This window comes from Tenacibaculum sp. AWR4_210, assembly GCF_056160945.1.
The window spans coordinates 414,148-429,520 of record NZ_JBSWYF010000001.1 but is presented as its reverse complement, the minus strand read 5'-3'; the positions used below and the strand labels follow the sequence as shown (position 1 = coordinate 429,520).

Sequence of the window (15,373 nt, the reverse complement as noted above, 5' to 3'; positions counted from 1 at the left end):
AGTTTTGTATGTCAATATTAGAGATTTACGACTTTTTTATGATAGCTGCTAAGAGTTTTTTAGCTCTGAGTAGTTTAACTTTTATGTTATTCATTGGCTCGTCCATTCGAATGGCAATCTCCTTATAACTCAGTTCTTCAAAATACCTGAGGTGTATTACCTTTTGGTAGTGGGGTTTTAGCTGTTTGATATCACGCAGTAGCTTCGCTAAGTTCTGTTCACGAATAATAGTATCTTCAGGACTCGGAGAGTCATCGATAATACCATAGGCTTCTTCCCGCTCTATTGAATTGTTGATTTGAATGGACGATTGTTTTTTGCGTAAAAAGTCGATAAAGACATTTTTAGAAATCGTTAGGAGCCAAGTGGTAAAGGCGTATTGATCATCGTAACTTTCAATTTTATCAAAAGCTTTTGAGAACGTTTGAATAGCAATGTCTTCAGCATCGTTGTCATTGGCCGTTTTTTCCAGTTGGAAATAATAGACGAGTGGCCAGAATTGATCTAACAGAAAATTAAAGGACATTTGATTTCCTGCTTTTGCTCCAGCGATGTGTTCAGAAATTTTTACGTTATCTAAATCCAAGTTTTCGGCCTTATAAATTTACTAGCTAAGAATAATAGCATCAGGTGTATAGCGTAATACAAGTCTAATATAGGTAAAATATACAGTAACTTTTGCTCTTTTAACTTTATTAACGATTTACTACAGCTCAAGTAATACAATAGGTAATAGCTGAGCAGTATACCACCGTACACTTGCCAATTTACAAACAAACCTATCGGTAGGGTTAGATACAAAGCCAATTTGGATAGGTTGAATACGCTCAACAAAAATTTGTTTTTGAAATTGTAGTATTGAAATAATTGTGCTTCTCGTAGTTGTCGGTCCCAAAAAGTAGCCCAGGTAACTTTCTGTTTAGCACAAACAAAGTTATCGTGGTTAAGTGCTACGGCTGTGTTTTTTTTGTTACCTGCATCCTTCAGAAAAAGCGTAGTGATACCTACGGGGATGTCTAGGTGACTGATATATCCTTTAACTCTAAAAAACTCATCTTTACTAAAGGCAAAGTTTGCCTTAGAGGCGCGAAAAGGATTTCCTAAGTTCGCAAAAGAAAACGATTGTAATTGATGTATTGAATCGATGTATCGTAAAAAAGGATTTTTGGTAGTGTACTGAATAGGCGCCATCACAATAGATTTATCGCCGACAAATTGATCTACGGTACTCTGAATCCATTGGTTCGTCATAGGGAGACTGTCGAGTTCGGTATAGAGTATACAATCGTGACTACTAGCTTTAACAGCCAAGGTGAGTGCGTACTTCTTATTTGCCCAAAAACGTTCCTTATTCTCAACATTCACGAGTTTAATGTTGGGGTAGCGCTCCATCAATCCTTCTATTACTTCCAAACTATGATCAGAAGAAGCGTGGTTGACGAGTACCAATTCAAAATTAGGGTAGTTCTGCTCTAAGAATATCGGAATGTGCTCTTCCAGTAAAAACGCTTTGTTTTTTACATAGATAACAACAGATACAGGTAGCTTGCGACTACCAGCTTGTACCTTGTTTTTGCGAAATCCAATAGAAGAAAAGGCAAATAAATAAATAACTTGTATGAATACCAGTACGAGAACACTGTACAAGAGTACAGTAAGTAACATGCTCAGCATTGTGTATTATCCGTGCTGAGGGTCGTTACACGTATCGAATTGATCAGGGGTTTTACCACAAAAACCACAAGCCTCTCCACTTTGATTTAACATAGGGTTCTGACTTGCGCAAGTTCCGGCAAATTCACCGTCTTTCTTTGCCCAAATTTTAATAGCTATTCCCGCGAAAGCAACTGCTAACATTCCTATGGTTACAAGTACAAGTTTCATTTTGTAAAAAGTTTAAAGTACAAAGATACTAAAGAAATTAGAACTTATAGAATTAGGAGCTAAATACTTTAGGATGATGTTTTAATCTTTTGTAAATTAAGTAACTAAAAGTTTTTTTTAAAATTTTTTAAAACTTTTTGAAACACTGGAGGTCTAATTTTAAAATCAATCTTTATGAAGTTCCGCTTATTTTTAGTAGTCATTGTTTTATTGAATAGTTTTGGATGTAGTTCTGATGTTGCTACGACGCCACCAGATGATGGCGATACACCGAGTAGTAACACCGCTACCAATATATTGTTAATTATAGCGGATGACATGGGATTAGACGCCACTCCCGGGTATGCTATTGGAAGTACCAAACCGACGATTCCACATATCCAAGAGATGATGAACTCAGGAGTGCGTTTTACCAATCTCTGGGCTTATCCAACCTGTACGCCTACTAGGTCGAGTATCTTAACCGGGAAATACGGGTTTAGAACTGGTGTGAAAAAGGTCGATGATGCTTTGCCCACCACAGAAACATCGTTGCAAAAATATATCAATCAAGGGGGAGCGAACTACAGTAGTGCAGTTATCGGTAAATGGCACTTGTCAACAGACCCTACTCATCCTACGCAAATGGGAGTGGAGTACTACGCCGGCTTGCTTACAGGAGGGGTCTCGTCGTATACCGATTGGCGATTTACTCAAAACGGAAGCACGAATAGCGAACAAACCTATACGACAACTAAATTCACTGACTTGGCTATCAATTGGGTACAGCAACAACAGAAACCTTGGTTTTTATGGTTGGCCTACAATGCCCCACATACTCCTTTTCACTTGCCGGAGGCACATATGCATTCACAGGGAAGTTTGCCAACAGATACAGCGAGTATTGATGCCAATCCGCTTCCGTATTACATGGCAATGATAGAGGCCATGGACTATGAAATAGGTCGCCTGTTAGACAGTATGAGTGCTGAAGAGCGCGCCAATACAGTCATCATTTTTATCGGTGATAACGGAACGCCAAATCAAGTGGCTCAAGACTATCGAGCTCGTCGAGTTAAAGGTACAGTATACCAAGGAGGTGTGAATGTGTCGATGGTGATTTCTGGAAAAAATGTAACCCGAGTAAATGAAGTGGAAACCGCCTTGTTAAATACCACAGACTTATTTGCTACTATTGCGAGTTTGACAGGAGTGAATACTACGGTGGTAAACGATAGTCATAATTTTTCAGGCTTGTTGAGCTCTGCTAATTCAGAGAACCCAAGGACGTTCAGTTATACAGAAATTGGTAAAACCACAGGGTCGGAAGACGATAATACCATCAGAAATGAAACCCATAAGTACATCCTGTTTGCTGATGGGACAGAAGCCTTGTACAAGTTGAGCACCGATCCTTTTGAAAATACAAATCTACTCGATTCGAGTTTGAGTACTGATGACCAGCAGCAGTTAAACTGGTTAAAATCGACATTAAATAACTTAAAACAATAGCCGTATGAACACGATGAAATTTATTTTTGGAGCCGCCTTATGTAGTATGTTACTGTTTGCTTGTAGTTCAGATGATACTGAACCTAGTGATGGAAATTCAGATCCGGTAAATACTGCGACCTATGATATTAGCGGAATTTTGTCAAAATTTGATAATGTAGCGGGACTTTCGTATCGCATAGATGGAAACGTTGTCGTTTTTACAAGTGATGGTTTACCAGATCATAAAAGTCCGTATTGGGGGCAGGGGCACGCCATGTATGAGGCCTACAACGGTACGAATCCCAATTGGAATTTGAATCCCAATTCGATATCGTCTCAAACCTTAACGCTTCGAATTCCATTAAAACCTTCGGAAGCTACTAACAAGCAAGAAACAAGCCTGGGGGCCATCGGAATCTCCTTGAATGGGGTACCGTTTTACAATCAGTATGCAGGGCCAAACAACCAGCCTTTAACTAATGAGATAAATTCTTTTGATCAGTATTTAGGACATCCGCAAAACAGCGGTCAGTACCACTATCATATAGAGCCGACCTATTTAACGGCTAATTTTGGGAAATCTGCATTCTTAGGTTTGTTAGCAGATGGATTTCCGGTATATGGACCGGAAGAAAATGGACAAACCGTGACGAGTGCTGATCTCGATGTATATCACGGACATGTTGGGGCAACTACAGATTTTCCGGATGGTATTTATCATTACCACATTACTGCCGATGCACCGTATTTAAATGGTAATGGATATTATGGGACACCAGGAAACATAACAAATTAGCCTATGCGGACCTTATTGCTAAATGGGATCATCGGAATTGCTGTGCTTTTCAGTTGTGCTCGGGAAGATCAAGAGCAGCGAGTGCAGTATAATTCAGAATCATTTACTGAGGTAAAAGGGGAGCTCCGCTATAACGGAGTCCCCTTTACCGGTTGGCTATTATCTGTTGACGCAGTTAATAAAACGAAAAACAGCAGTCATTACAAAGATGGCTTCAAACACGGTAAAGAGAAAAAAAACTACCTCTCGGGAGGACAAGCAGAGGAACGCTGGTACGATGCAGGTATTAAAGTGGGCGTTCACAAGGCGTGGTGGCCTAGTGGTAAGCATAAATTTGAGTATCATTTTGATACCAGTGGAGCGTATCACGGCAGCGTTACAGAGTGGTATCCGTCGGGACAGTGTTATAAAAAATTTCATTTTATACACGGTCGGGAAGCAGGGCGTCAACAAATGTGGCAGGGTGATGGTACCTTACGTGCCAATTTTACTACAGTTGATGGAGAACGTTACGGCCTAATCGGATTAAAAAAATGTTATACAGTAAATACAGCGAATGAAACTATTAAGTAAAATCATACTTACAGCAATCACCTGTTTAGTACTCCTAGTTTCGGTGGGCTGTAAGCCCGAAAAGTCGGGAAATGGCGATAGATTACCATTTTTTAATACTGCGGAACTAACCCCAGAATGGATAGCTCCGGAAAGTCCTGAATACAATACAATTCACAAAATACCTGAGTTTTCGTTGGTAAATCAAGAGGGAGCTACCATTACAAGAGAATTCTTTAAAGACAAGATCTACGTAGCTGACTTCTTTTTTGCAACCTGTCCAGGAATTTGTCCAATGTTGACAAATAATATGAAAAAATTGCAAGAAGAATTTGAAGGAGATCATGATATACTGCTCGTGTCACATACGGTAATGCCAGAAAGAGATTCCGTTCCTGTATTAAAGCGCTACGCTGCTGATAACGGTGTTTTAGGAAATAAATGGCAACTGTTAACAGGAGACAAGGAAGTAGTGTACAATTTAGCTCGTAAGGGGTATTACGCAGATCGTGAGTTTGCAGTTACCAAAGATACTTCGGCTTTTGTACATACCGAAAATTTTGTATTAATCGATAAAAAAGGGCGAATACGAGGTGTGTATAACGGGACACTTGAAATGGATACACGTCGTTTAATTAGGCATATTAAAACCTTGAAAAAAGAAAAATAGTTAGTATCTTGTGACCTAAATGCACATTTTGTGTCAAATTAACAGATCCCTTAAAATTAATTACATGAAATTTTTAACAAGCTTAATTAACCTGATTCAGGAAATTTTAACCCCATCAAAAGTTATTTATCAGCCCATTCGCGTAGAAAACAAGAAGAGGTTTAGATAATATTAACTTCAATTTCTAAAGCTATTGAAAACTTGTTTTTGATAGCTTTTTTTATTTCCTGTGCGAGCGCAAATACTTCTTTCCCAGTAGCATTTCCGTAATTTACAAGTACCAACGCTTGTTTGTGGTGCACACCGCATGCTCCAAAGCGTTTCCCTTTAAATCCGGCTTGCTCAATAAGCCAACCAGCAGGTACTTTTACCTCCCTGTCAGATATCGGGTAGCTCGGTATTTCAGGAAACTCATTTTGAAGTTCTTGAAAGTGAGTTGTTGAAATTACAGGATTTTTAAAGAAACTACCACTGTTGCCAATTTCCGAAGGATCGGGTAATTTTGATTGACGAATGGCAATAACTGCATCAGAAATATCTTTGATTGTTGGAACTTCGATATTCTTTCGTTTCAACTCCTCGTTAATAGCCCCGTATTTGGTGTGGAGTTGGTGTTTGTTTTTACTGAGCTCAAAAGTTACTGCTGTAATGATGTAGCGTCCCTTTAAAGCATTTTTAAAGACTGAATTTCTATAACCGAATTCACATTCCTCATTTGAAAAATACACGCGCTTACCACTGGCAATTTCCACGGTTTCAACTCGGGTTATCCTGTCTTTTACTTCCACGCCATAAGCGCCGATATTTTGTATAGGGCAGGTGCCTACAAAACCGGGAATAAGAGATAGGTTCTCAAGGCCACCGTAATTTTGTTCAATGCACCAGAGCACAAAATCGTGCCAGTTTTCACCAGCATTCACTGTTAAGTGTACATTTTGCTCATTTTCTCGATCAATAGAGATCCCTTTGATATTGAGCTGTACTACTAATTCTTGTTCGATGTCTTTCGTTAACAACATATTGCTGCCTCCACTTAAAAGAAATAAGTTTTTTTCTGTTTTGAGCAGCTCTTGCAATTCAAATAACGAAGTTACCTGAATAAAACGTTTGGCATTACAATCAATGCCAAACGTATTATAAGGTTTTAAAGATATGTTTTGTGCTATTTTCAAATGACTATTGTTTGTATGCAGTCAAGGCATTTTTTAATATTTCAACACAGCGGATCAAGTCTTGTTTATTTAATACATAAGCAATACGTACTTGATTTTTTCCTTCTCCAGGAGTAGAGTAGAACCCTCCTGCCGGAGCCACCATCACAGTTTCATTGCGATCGTTGAATTTTTCTAAAATCCACTGAGCAAAATCTTCCGCATCTTCCACTGGAAGTTCAGCAATACAGTAAAAAGCTCCCTTCGGATTAGCCACGCGCACTCCTTCTATTTTGTTGAGCTCTTCAATCAAGGTATTTCTACGGTCTTGATATTCTTCAATAACTTCATCAAAATACGATTGAGGAGTATCCAATGCAGCTTCACTCGCTAACAAGGCATAGGTAGGTGGGCTCAATCGGGCTTGTGCAAATTTGATGGCAGTATTGATAAATTCGTTGTTTTTAGAAACGATACAACCAATTCGCGCACCACACATGCTGTAGCGTTTAGATACAGAGTCAATCATGATAGCGTGGTTTTCTAAACCTTCAAGCGCCATAACAGAATTGTGTTTTTCACCATCATAGGCAAACTCTCTGTATACTTCATCAGCAATTAAAAATAAATCGTGTTTTAAAACAATTTGTTTTAATTTTTCAATTTCTTCTTGGCTGTAAAGGTATCCTGTTGGATTTCCAGGGTTACAAATAAGAATTGCTTTTGTTTTTGGAGTAATTAATTTTTCGAATTCCTCAATGGCAGGAAGCGCAAAATTATCTTCAATCTTAGAGATAACAGGTACTACCTTAACTCCCGAAGCCGTTGAAAATCCGTTGTAATTAGCGTAGAAAGGCTCAGGAATGATAATTTCATCTCCTGGGTCGGTAATACTTCCAATAGTAAACAACAGGGCTTCTGACCCTCCTGTTGTTGCAATAATATTATTCGCTCCTACGGCGATGTCGTGCTGATTGTAATACGCAGCTAATTTTTCTCGGTATACTTCTGATCCTTCTGAACGGGCATAGGAAAGTACCTCGATAGCATTGTTTTTCACAGCGTCTAAGGCAACTTGAGGAGTTTTAATATCCGGTTGTCCGATATTTAAATGAAAAACTTTGGTTCCATTTTTTTTTGCGGCCTCTGCAAAAGGAACTAATTTCCTAATTGGTGATTGAGGCATCGCATTTCCCTTTAAAGAAATTGATGGCATTTTAAATAAAATTAGTTGTTTTCTGGGCAAATTTGCGAAATTATTTCGAGAATCATCAACTGTTTATCAGGAAAATATTAGGTTAAAAATTTCCTAAAATTTAGTTATATCAATAAGAGCGTCGTATCTTAAGAATCCCTAAAATAATAGCCATTGAAAAAATCACTACTCGCTCTTACAGTATTGTTTGCGCTGGAACTAACTGCGCAATCACGTTTCGTTTTTCATCAAAAGCTTAAAAAGCAGGATGTTAGTTTTAAGTTGATAAACAATTTAATTGTATTTCCCTTAGAGATAAATGGACAAAAATTGTCGTTTATACTCGATACTGGGGTCAATAAAACGATCTTATTCAGTGCAAATAACGATAGCTTAAAGCTGAAAAGTACCCAAAAAGTATTCATTCATGGATTGGGGGCCGGTGAACCTCTAGAGGCTTTGCGATCTAGAAATAACCATTTTAAAATAGCAGAGATTAACGGATATGAGCAAGAGCTGTATGTGATAACGGACGACGCTTTTCAGTTATCCTCTAAAATGGGAACGACCATCCATGGAATCATTGGTTTTGATTTGCTTAAAGACGTGGTTGTGAGGGTGAATTACAGTTCAGAACGACTTACCTTTTACAAACCTATCACCTATAAAGAACCTAGGTGCAGATCTTGTGAAAAGCTCCCCATTACCTTTGATAAAAATAAACCTTATATTAATGCAAGTGTAAAACTAGATCGCAGTAACATTCCGATTACGGTCAAGATGCTAGTAGATTCAGGTGGGAGTGATGCGCTTTGGTTATTTGAAGGAACTGGAAAAAATATTAAAACTCCATCGAAGTTTTTTATCGATATATTAGGCGAGGGGTTAAGCGGAACCATATATGGAAAACGCAGTAGAATTCGTTCACTCGCCATTGGAAAATACGAAATGCCAGAGCCGACAGCTTCTTTTTTGGATACGCTTTCAACCCTAAATGCCAGAAGGTATAGAGAGCGCAATGGAAGTATTGGAGGGGAAGTGCTAAAGCGATTTAAGGTGTGGATAGATTATCCGAATAACAAGCTGATTCTGAAAAAGAACGCTTCCTTAAAACGCGGCTTCTTTTATAATATGAGTGGCTTGCACGTCGTTTATAATGGGTTGGAATTGGTCAAGGAAAAGTCGACGAATTTGGCAAGAGTGCAGAATGATTTTGGAGAGGCAGCCGGCAGTAGTAATAAAACAATTTCGTTCGTGACGAGTTATAACTACCGATTTAAACCCTCTTTTAAAGTAGATCGAGTAGCTCCGGGATCACCAGCAGCATTGGCAGGGATACAACAAGGTGATTTAATTAAAAAGATTAACGGGAAATTAGCACACGAGTTCACCTTGGAAGAAATAATGGAAATATTTCATTCGAAGCCAAAAAAGAAAATTGTTATGATTGTAGAACGCGGTGTTATGGATTTTAAATACAAATTTAGGCTCGAAAAGCGTATCTAATACAGCTTCTGTTACCTTCGCGCTGTACAATCAGCATTTTTTTAACCGAAAGCCCACTAGTTATAGGCTTTTACAGTTCCCATGTCGAGAGTCCCAACGGGGAGCTTGTGCTCGGTAGGTAAAATAGCTCCTGATTGGGTGGTAATCCATGAATCCCAAGTAGCGGTCATTCCTCCTACAGGAATAATCGAAACCCACATTTTGTAAGCATAGGGTTTACCAGTAGCATCTAATAACCAAAGATATGAGTCGCCCGGTGTACTTCCTCCAGTAGTATAAGTGACTAATAGGGCTTCTTGTCCTTCGTAAGTAACTAGACGTCGCTCTATGCCAGGTTCAAAAACCTTATAAGGAGCAACTAACCAAAAACTATCGTTGTTGAAGATTTTTTCAGCGTAGTCAATTAGTTCTTGGTCGCTTTTTGTAGTGCTGTTCGCTAGGATATTACTTTTTGTCGGTGTCAGCGTATTTAGAGATATGCGATTGCCGTTCCATGAAACGTCAACTGTGTTTTTATGTTTGTCCCATTTGTAAAAATGTTTTCCTCGAAAACTCCATTCCACATATCTAGTGCTGTCATAGGCTTGGTGGTTTAGGGCAGTTAACATTTTTTTTGCTAAGGCATCGGCGGCAGGACCGCTTTGGCCTGTTGGTAGATTTTCATCTGAATTCCAGTATAAAAAAGCACAAATTCCCAATAGGACTAGAAGAAGGATTCCAATGATTTTTACTGTTTTTTTCATGGGTATGGTTTAAAGCACTAAAGTACTTTATTTATCGCACTTTTTGGGGTATCCTTAAAACGAATAGCTATTGTACAACAATTTAGGGACTTATCGGTGCTACAAAGTGATGGTGTAGGAAGCTGTGTTGTAAGCGCCATCTTTTTCGAAAGTTAAGTTGTATTGCGTTGAAAATAGTAGCTGAGAATACCTGCGGATAACTCCGTAAACAAACTATGGATAGTGTATCTTTACAGAACTTAATAAAATTGAACAAAAACCAGTTATACACCAAATGAAAAAGATAGCAGAAGTTAATGGTTCCAATGGGGACCTCATAGTTTGTGAAGATTGCTTAATTATTGAACGAAATAATTTTAGTGGACTATTTTCCGGATTTAAGCAAAAGGATAGAGTTAAGCATTATTATTACCGCGATATTTCGCACATTGATTTTAGAAAGCCGAGTATTTGGGGAGATGGATATTTTAGAGTTAACATGCCCTATACGGCTGAGAATCCAGAGGCAGAAATCGGTGTTATTATGGGAGCAAATCAAGAGATGACATCAGACCCCTATACTGTTGTGGTAGATGCCACATTCTTTAAAAAGAAATCGGAAGAAATGCAGGAGATTTACGAGCTAATCATGAGGAAAATGACAAGAGCTAAATCTTCAAGCCGTACCGTAATTTCTACGAATTCAGGCTCGCGAATGGATGAATTGAAAAAGCTGGCAGACCTCAAAGAAATGGGGGTATTAACACAAGAAGAGTTTGAGCGAGAAAAACAGCGCATACTTAATAGTTAACAGCAATTAAGGAAACGCCCTTTTCTATTAGTTGATGATATTAGTCCTAAACTAAAACCAAGACTGATTAGACAGGAATTAAGAGCCACCCATTCTGTTGAACGGGTGGCTTGAATTGAGGTACTTCTCAAATTTTACAACGCGTCTGTTTTGACGTATTGAAGGATGTGTTCAGGAATGGCAACGTCCTTTGCGAGTTTCGGATCGCTAATAGGAGCGCCGATGCTTTGTTCAACGGGGATAAGTCCGGCCCAAATGGGAAGTTGCTCATCAGCGGGTTCGTCATTAACGCCTACATCTCGAATTTTAGCAGAGGCACTTTCAATGGTCAAGGTCAATACCAGTGTTCTGTCTCTTTCTTCGTTGGTCATGCTGCGCAATGTTTCCCAGCGTCCGGGAATCATATGGTCCATAACTGTTTTGAGTGCGAAGTCTTTCTCGTCGTCGTCTTCCACTTTGGTAACACTACCAAAAATTGTTGCTGATCGATAGTTGACAGAATGATGCAGTCCTGATCGAGCTAGAACCAGCGCATCTAAGTGCATTACTGTCATGCTTACAGAGTCTTGTTCCAATAAGCTTAAAAGCATTCTGTTGGCCTGCGATCCGTGTAAAAAAATACGCTTTCCTTCACGTCCATAGGCCATGGGTAGGCAAATACTTGTTCCTTCAAAGACGTAGCTCAAATAACCGACAAATCCACTGTCGAGAATTTCATATACTTTGGCCTGATCATAAGAGGCTCTGTTGGCCCCACGTTTCACGCGGTTCAATTCTGTTTTTGTGTACGCTGTCATGCTAAGTGTTATTATATGGTTTTGTTTAATACAGTATTTTCATAGGTCAGGCTACCCACATTAAAGTCATAGCTGCCAATTTTTGTAAAGTTGTTTTTAGTGTAAAAGTGTAATGCGCGTTCATTTTTAATGTATACGGTAAGCCACATATTCTTGAAGTGTAAGGTTTTCGCTTTGTTGATCAGGAAATCTAAAACTTCATTGCCTAATTTTAAATGCAAAAATTCTTGCAGAATATAAATGCGTTCGAGCCTGCAACTATCAGCGAATGCATTGCCTTCAAAAGGCTGGTTTAATACGAGTTTGGTGTAGCCGACAGGGAAGTTTTTGTAGTACACTAAATGGAACCTGTTATTTTTATTGGCCAAGTCCTTCGCTAGGTTCGATGGGTCAAATGCCTGCTCGTAATAGTTGCTTAGTTCCTGCTTGTCTTCTATAAAATGACCGTGTGATTGCTCGTAGGTTATCCTTCCTAGAAGGGCGAGAACTTCTGCTTGTTGTTGGGTAGCGGGTCTAATTTGTAATACGTCGGTGGTCATCATAGCTTATCGATTTTCTGGAGCCGTGTTTTTCAGCGTTTGTTGAATTTTAAAGGTATCAGTTATATTTTTGGGTTGGTGTAGGATGCGAGTGTCCGCTGGGTATTTCTCCAACCATTTTACTGGGCGAATTGGACGTTTGCTAAAGTTGCCTGTGCAAGAAGGGCAAACATTTTCAAATACTGTTAAAGCACAATGTTCACAATAGGTGCATTCAAAACTGCAGATGTACGCATTTGTGGCATTGTAAGCTAGTAAAGTACCGCAGTGCTCGCAGTTGGGTTTTAGACTTAACATGATAAATACCGGGTTTTAATGATTTGCTTGTGCCACTGGTTATGTCCAAGTACTACAAAGGCAGCAGCTCTGGCTGACATGGCACTTTGGTTCGCAGTACCGATGGTGCGCAATGCATCGTCATTAAGGCTTTGTAGTAGGTTGTTGCTGTAGTTTCTGGTGGTACTGAATTCCTCGAGGAGCTGTGTTAAACTTTTGCTGTCGGCTCCGGCAGGAGGGAGGTAGTCGTCTTGATTGAATCCCGTTATGTTTTGTGTTTCTCCACGTGCAATTCGAAAGCACCTGTGAATAAAAATGCGCTCTGTGTCAATGAGGTGCTGTAATATTTCTTGGCAACTCCATTTGTTTTCAGCGTATCGAAATAACAGTTTGTTTTCGGGTAAGGACAAGAAAAAATTGCTCGTTTCCTCAAAATCTCTTTGGTAACCTTCGAGCAGCGAGGTATTGGCCGGAATTTGGTCTAAGTACAGTTGGTAATACGAGTTGTATTCCTTGGTCTCTAAGGTGTTAATAAGCATATAGTATTGTTTTTATTCAAAAATAGTATATTTATGGACTATTTAATGAGTCCAGAATTTAAATACTGAGTAGTCCAGATGTTTCCATACAAAACAAGCTTTTTCTTAGATCGCAAATCAGGAAGTGCACTTTATCTGCAATTATCCCATCAATTTATCCATTATATCAAAAAAGGGCACTTACCGAGTACTACCAAATTAATTGGGACTCGCAGCCTAGCAGAGCTTTTGAACGTGCACAGAAAAACAATCGTGGCTTGCTATGAGGAATTGGAATTACAAGGTTGGGTTGAAACCATACCTAAAAAAGGCACTTATGTAAAGGCTACACTTCCAATTTCAAGCTTTCAGTCCAATCCTTCCTCTGCAAACAAAACGAAAGCGATCGATACGGTTGGTTTTCAGTTTTATCGAGATTCACATCGGAATTATGAAACTTCAGAAGCATCACCGGGAATGATAAGTATTGATGACGGTATTAGCGATACTCGTTTAGCTCCGACCGTAGATGTGGCCCGTATTTACAGAAAACTCGCCGGAAAGCGGAGTACTCAGGAAGAGATGAGTTATGGATCTACTTATGGTAATTTGCGTTTGCGTGAAGTGCTGGTTGCCTATTTAAATGAAACGAGAGGATTGTCTATTACCATTGATAATTTACTTATTACTAGAGGAAGTCAAATGGGGATTTGGTTGAGTAGCCAGTTGCTTTTAAAGGAAGGAGATTGTATTGTGGTAGGAGAAACAAATTATCCTTCTGCAGACTTGACCTTTCTTCAGAGTGGGGCGACGTTGCTTCGAGTTCCTGTTGATGAGGACGGTTTGTGTACCGAGCGTTTGCAGACTATCCTAGAAAAGCAAGTTATCAAAGCGGTCTATGTTACGAGTCATCACCATCATCCGTCTACGGTTACGCTGTCTGCCGAAAGGCGTTTGCGTTTGTTAAATATGGCTAGTCAGTATAAGTTTGCGGTAATCGAGGATGATTACGATTATGATTTTAATTACAATCACGCGCCTATTTTACCTTTGGCTAGTCATGACCAGGGGCAGTCGGTAATTTATATAGGTTCTGTATGCAAGGCCGTGGCACCTGTTTTTAGAGTGGGGTATTTGATTGCGTCAAAATCTTTTGTTGATGAAGCGGCTCGAATCCGCAGATTTGTAGACCGACAAGGGGACGCCTTATTGGAGCTTACCTTTTCTGAGTTTATACGAACGGGTGATATGGATAGGCATATTCGCAAGGTTATGCGTCACTACGAGCGACGAAGAGATCTGTTCTGTAGTCTATTACAGGACGCTTTGAGTCCGTATCTGGAATTTGACATCCCCAAAGGAGGTATGGCTGTATGGGTGCGTTTAAAAAAAGAGTACTCATGGGAACGCGTGGCCAAACTAGCCGTTGAAGAAGGGGTGTTGTTGGGTAATTGGGAGCGCTACGACATGGCAAAAACCCAACACAACGGTATTCGAATGGGCTTTGCCCGACATAATGAGGAGGAACTTAAGGTTTTGGTCAGTCGTTTAGAAAAAGCCTTCCTTCGTTATTAAAGCCATTGTGCCCTAATCATACGATCGTTTTCAAAGATATCCTTTTTTAGTAGGGCATTTGAAAATCCGAAATCCGTTACTAGTTTCAGTGTTTCAGCTCCCAAGTACTGGTTGATTTCAAAAAATAAATAACCACCAGGTCGCAGGTGCTGACTGGCTAGTTCACATATTTTACGGTAGAAAATCAGCGGATCTTCATCACTGACAAACAAAGCGGTATGGGGTTCAAAATGAAGCACGTTATCGTTAATTTCTTTTTTTTCCAACATGCGTACATAGGGTGGATTCGAAACAATGATGTCTGCCATTTCAACGGTTGAGCTGTTCAGAATATCCTTCTGGATAAAGTTGATGTCAACGGCGTGTTTTTCGGCATTTTCTTTCGCAATTTGAAGTGCTTGTTCCGAAATGTCAATGGTACTCACAGTTGTATTGGGAAGCTCCTTTTTTAGGGTAATTGGGATGCATCCTGTTCCGGTACCGATGTCTAAAATACTCGCTTCCGTGGCCGCGGGAACACTTTCGATAATCCAGGTTATCAATTCTTCTGTTTCAGGTCTCGGGATAAGGGTCGCTGGGGTCACTTTAAAAGAACGTCCATAAAATTCGGTACTCCCTATAATATGTTGTACCGGCTCTTGTTTTTTTAATCGTTCCAAAGCTTGTTGCATGTGCTTTAATTGCTCAGGAGTAAAGACACTTGTTGGATTCATGACCAAATCGATAGGGCGAAGTGGGGTATAGTGTTCTAGCAGATACTGAAAAAAACACTGTATTTCCGTAGCAGGAAACAGTTCCGTTAATTCTTCTTTAAAATAGGCCTGATATTCTTTAATCGTTTGCATAGGTGTACTCATGAATTCCCTTAAATCGGCAAAGTTCTGTAAAATTGCCCAATTATAGCAGTT

At 39.5% G+C, this 15,373-nt stretch carries 18 protein-coding genes; 7 read left to right on the top strand and 11 right to left on the bottom strand.

Annotation, left to right across the window (positions count from 1 at the left end; genetic code table 11):
• Positions 1 to 25 precede the first annotated feature (25 nt).
• Genes ACXAG7_RS01895 through ACXAG7_RS01885 form a run of 3 tightly spaced genes read right to left on the bottom strand, consistent with a single transcriptional unit; the run spans position 26 to position 1,884 of the window.
• A complete protein-coding gene (locus tag ACXAG7_RS01895) occupies positions 26 to 586 on the bottom strand; it encodes an RNA polymerase sigma factor (protein WP_476665769.1) in 561 nt (186 codons plus the stop codon).
• Positions 577 to 1,665, bottom strand: a complete 1,089-nt coding sequence (locus ACXAG7_RS01890; RefSeq protein WP_476665768.1) for a glycosyltransferase — start codon at positions 1,663 to 1,665, stop codon at positions 577 to 579. The genes ACXAG7_RS01895 and ACXAG7_RS01890 overlap by 10 nt, the downstream gene beginning before the upstream one ends.
• A gap of 15 nt (positions 1,666 to 1,680) precedes the next feature.
• Positions 1,681 to 1,884: a membrane or secreted protein gene (locus ACXAG7_RS01885; protein ID WP_408043828.1), complete on the bottom strand. Its 204-nt coding sequence runs from the start codon at positions 1,882 to 1,884 to the stop codon at positions 1,681 to 1,683.
• 174 nt (positions 1,885 to 2,058) lie between these two features.
• Between ACXAG7_RS01885 and ACXAG7_RS01880 the strand changes: the two genes are divergently transcribed.
• The 4 genes from ACXAG7_RS01880 to ACXAG7_RS01865 are packed head-to-tail and all read left to right on the top strand — an operon-like array spanning position 2,059 to position 5,375.
• Positions 2,059 to 3,375 carry a sulfatase-like hydrolase/transferase gene (locus ACXAG7_RS01880; RefSeq protein ID WP_476665767.1) on the top strand — a complete coding sequence of 439 codons (1,317 nt, stop codon included), beginning with the start codon at positions 2,059 to 2,061 and terminating at the stop codon, positions 3,373 to 3,375.
• A 4-nt stretch (positions 3,376 to 3,379) separates the two neighbouring features.
• The gene (locus ACXAG7_RS01875) at positions 3,380 to 4,153 is read left to right on the top strand and encodes a YHYH protein (RefSeq protein ID WP_408043826.1); all 774 of its coding nucleotides are present in this window, start codon (positions 3,380 to 3,382) and stop codon (positions 4,151 to 4,153) included.
• 3 nt (positions 4,154 to 4,156) lie between these two features.
• Positions 4,157 to 4,726 carry a toxin-antitoxin system YwqK family antitoxin gene (locus tag ACXAG7_RS01870; protein WP_476665766.1) on the top strand — a complete coding sequence of 190 codons (570 nt, stop codon included), beginning with the start codon at positions 4,157 to 4,159 and terminating at the stop codon, positions 4,724 to 4,726.
• A complete protein-coding gene (locus ACXAG7_RS01865; RefSeq protein ID WP_476665765.1) occupies positions 4,710 to 5,375 on the top strand; it encodes an SCO family protein in 666 nt (221 codons plus the stop codon). The genes ACXAG7_RS01870 and ACXAG7_RS01865 overlap by 17 nt, the downstream gene beginning before the upstream one ends.
• Positions 5,376 to 5,536: 161 nt before the next feature.
• Here the strand turns inward: ACXAG7_RS01865 and murB are convergent, their stop codons facing one another.
• The gene (murB, locus tag ACXAG7_RS01860; protein ID WP_476665764.1) at positions 5,537 to 6,547 is read right to left on the bottom strand and encodes a UDP-N-acetylmuramate dehydrogenase; all 1,011 of its coding nucleotides are present in this window, start codon (positions 6,545 to 6,547) and stop codon (positions 5,537 to 5,539) included.
• Positions 6,548 to 6,551: 4 nt separating this feature from the next.
• A complete protein-coding gene (locus ACXAG7_RS01855) occupies positions 6,552 to 7,742 on the bottom strand; it encodes a pyridoxal phosphate-dependent aminotransferase (RefSeq protein ID WP_476665763.1) in 1,191 nt (396 codons plus the stop codon).
• Positions 7,743 to 7,895: 153 nt separating this feature from the next.
• On the opposite strand from ACXAG7_RS01855, the gene ACXAG7_RS01850 reads away from it, so the two are divergent.
• A complete protein-coding gene (locus tag ACXAG7_RS01850) occupies positions 7,896 to 9,227 on the top strand; it encodes a pepsin/retropepsin-like aspartic protease family protein (protein ID WP_476665762.1) in 1,332 nt (443 codons plus the stop codon).
• 56 nt (positions 9,228 to 9,283) lie between these two features.
• On the opposite strand, the gene ACXAG7_RS01845 is transcribed toward ACXAG7_RS01850, so the two are convergent.
• A complete protein-coding gene (locus ACXAG7_RS01845; protein ID WP_476665761.1) occupies positions 9,284 to 9,970 on the bottom strand; it encodes a hypothetical protein in 687 nt (228 codons plus the stop codon).
• A gap of 274 nt (positions 9,971 to 10,244) precedes the next feature.
• Here ACXAG7_RS01845 and ACXAG7_RS01840 point away from each other — a divergent pair, with 274 nt between their 5' ends.
• Positions 10,245 to 10,760: an SHOCT domain-containing protein gene (locus ACXAG7_RS01840; protein ID WP_476665760.1), complete on the top strand. Its 516-nt coding sequence runs from the start codon at positions 10,245 to 10,247 to the stop codon at positions 10,758 to 10,760.
• A gap of 134 nt (positions 10,761 to 10,894) precedes the next feature.
• On the opposite strand, the gene ACXAG7_RS01835 is transcribed toward ACXAG7_RS01840, so the two are convergent.
• The 4 genes from ACXAG7_RS01835 to ACXAG7_RS01820 are packed head-to-tail and all read right to left on the bottom strand — an operon-like array spanning position 10,895 to position 12,911.
• Positions 10,895 to 11,557: a pyridoxamine 5'-phosphate oxidase family protein gene (locus ACXAG7_RS01835; RefSeq protein WP_476665759.1), complete on the bottom strand. Its 663-nt coding sequence runs from the start codon at positions 11,555 to 11,557 to the stop codon at positions 10,895 to 10,897.
• 11 nt (positions 11,558 to 11,568) lie between these two features.
• The gene (locus ACXAG7_RS01830) at positions 11,569 to 12,099 is read right to left on the bottom strand and encodes a GNAT family N-acetyltransferase (RefSeq protein ID WP_476665758.1); all 531 of its coding nucleotides are present in this window, start codon (positions 12,097 to 12,099) and stop codon (positions 11,569 to 11,571) included.
• A 3-nt stretch (positions 12,100 to 12,102) separates the two neighbouring features.
• A complete protein-coding gene (locus tag ACXAG7_RS01825; protein WP_408043816.1) occupies positions 12,103 to 12,393 on the bottom strand; it encodes a DUF1272 domain-containing protein in 291 nt (96 codons plus the stop codon).
• Complete coding sequence (locus ACXAG7_RS01820) at positions 12,387 to 12,911, bottom strand: DinB family protein (RefSeq protein WP_476665757.1); 525 nt, start codon at positions 12,909 to 12,911, stop codon at positions 12,387 to 12,389. Before ACXAG7_RS01820 ends, ACXAG7_RS01825 begins: the two co-directional genes overlap by 7 nt.
• A 78-nt stretch (positions 12,912 to 12,989) precedes the next feature.
• On the opposite strand from ACXAG7_RS01820, the gene ACXAG7_RS01815 reads away from it, so the two are divergent.
• Positions 12,990 to 14,465 (top strand): aminotransferase-like domain-containing protein, encoded by a 1,476-nt coding sequence (locus ACXAG7_RS01815; RefSeq protein WP_476665756.1) that lies wholly within the window; start codon positions 12,990 to 12,992, stop codon positions 14,463 to 14,465.
• Here the strand turns inward: ACXAG7_RS01815 and prmC are convergent.
• Complete coding sequence (gene prmC / locus ACXAG7_RS01810) at positions 14,462 to 15,322, bottom strand: peptide chain release factor N(5)-glutamine methyltransferase (RefSeq protein WP_476665755.1); 861 nt, start codon at positions 15,320 to 15,322, stop codon at positions 14,462 to 14,464. The two genes, ACXAG7_RS01815 and prmC, sit on opposite strands and share 4 nt — an antisense overlap.
• Positions 15,323 to 15,373: the final 51 nt, after the last annotated feature.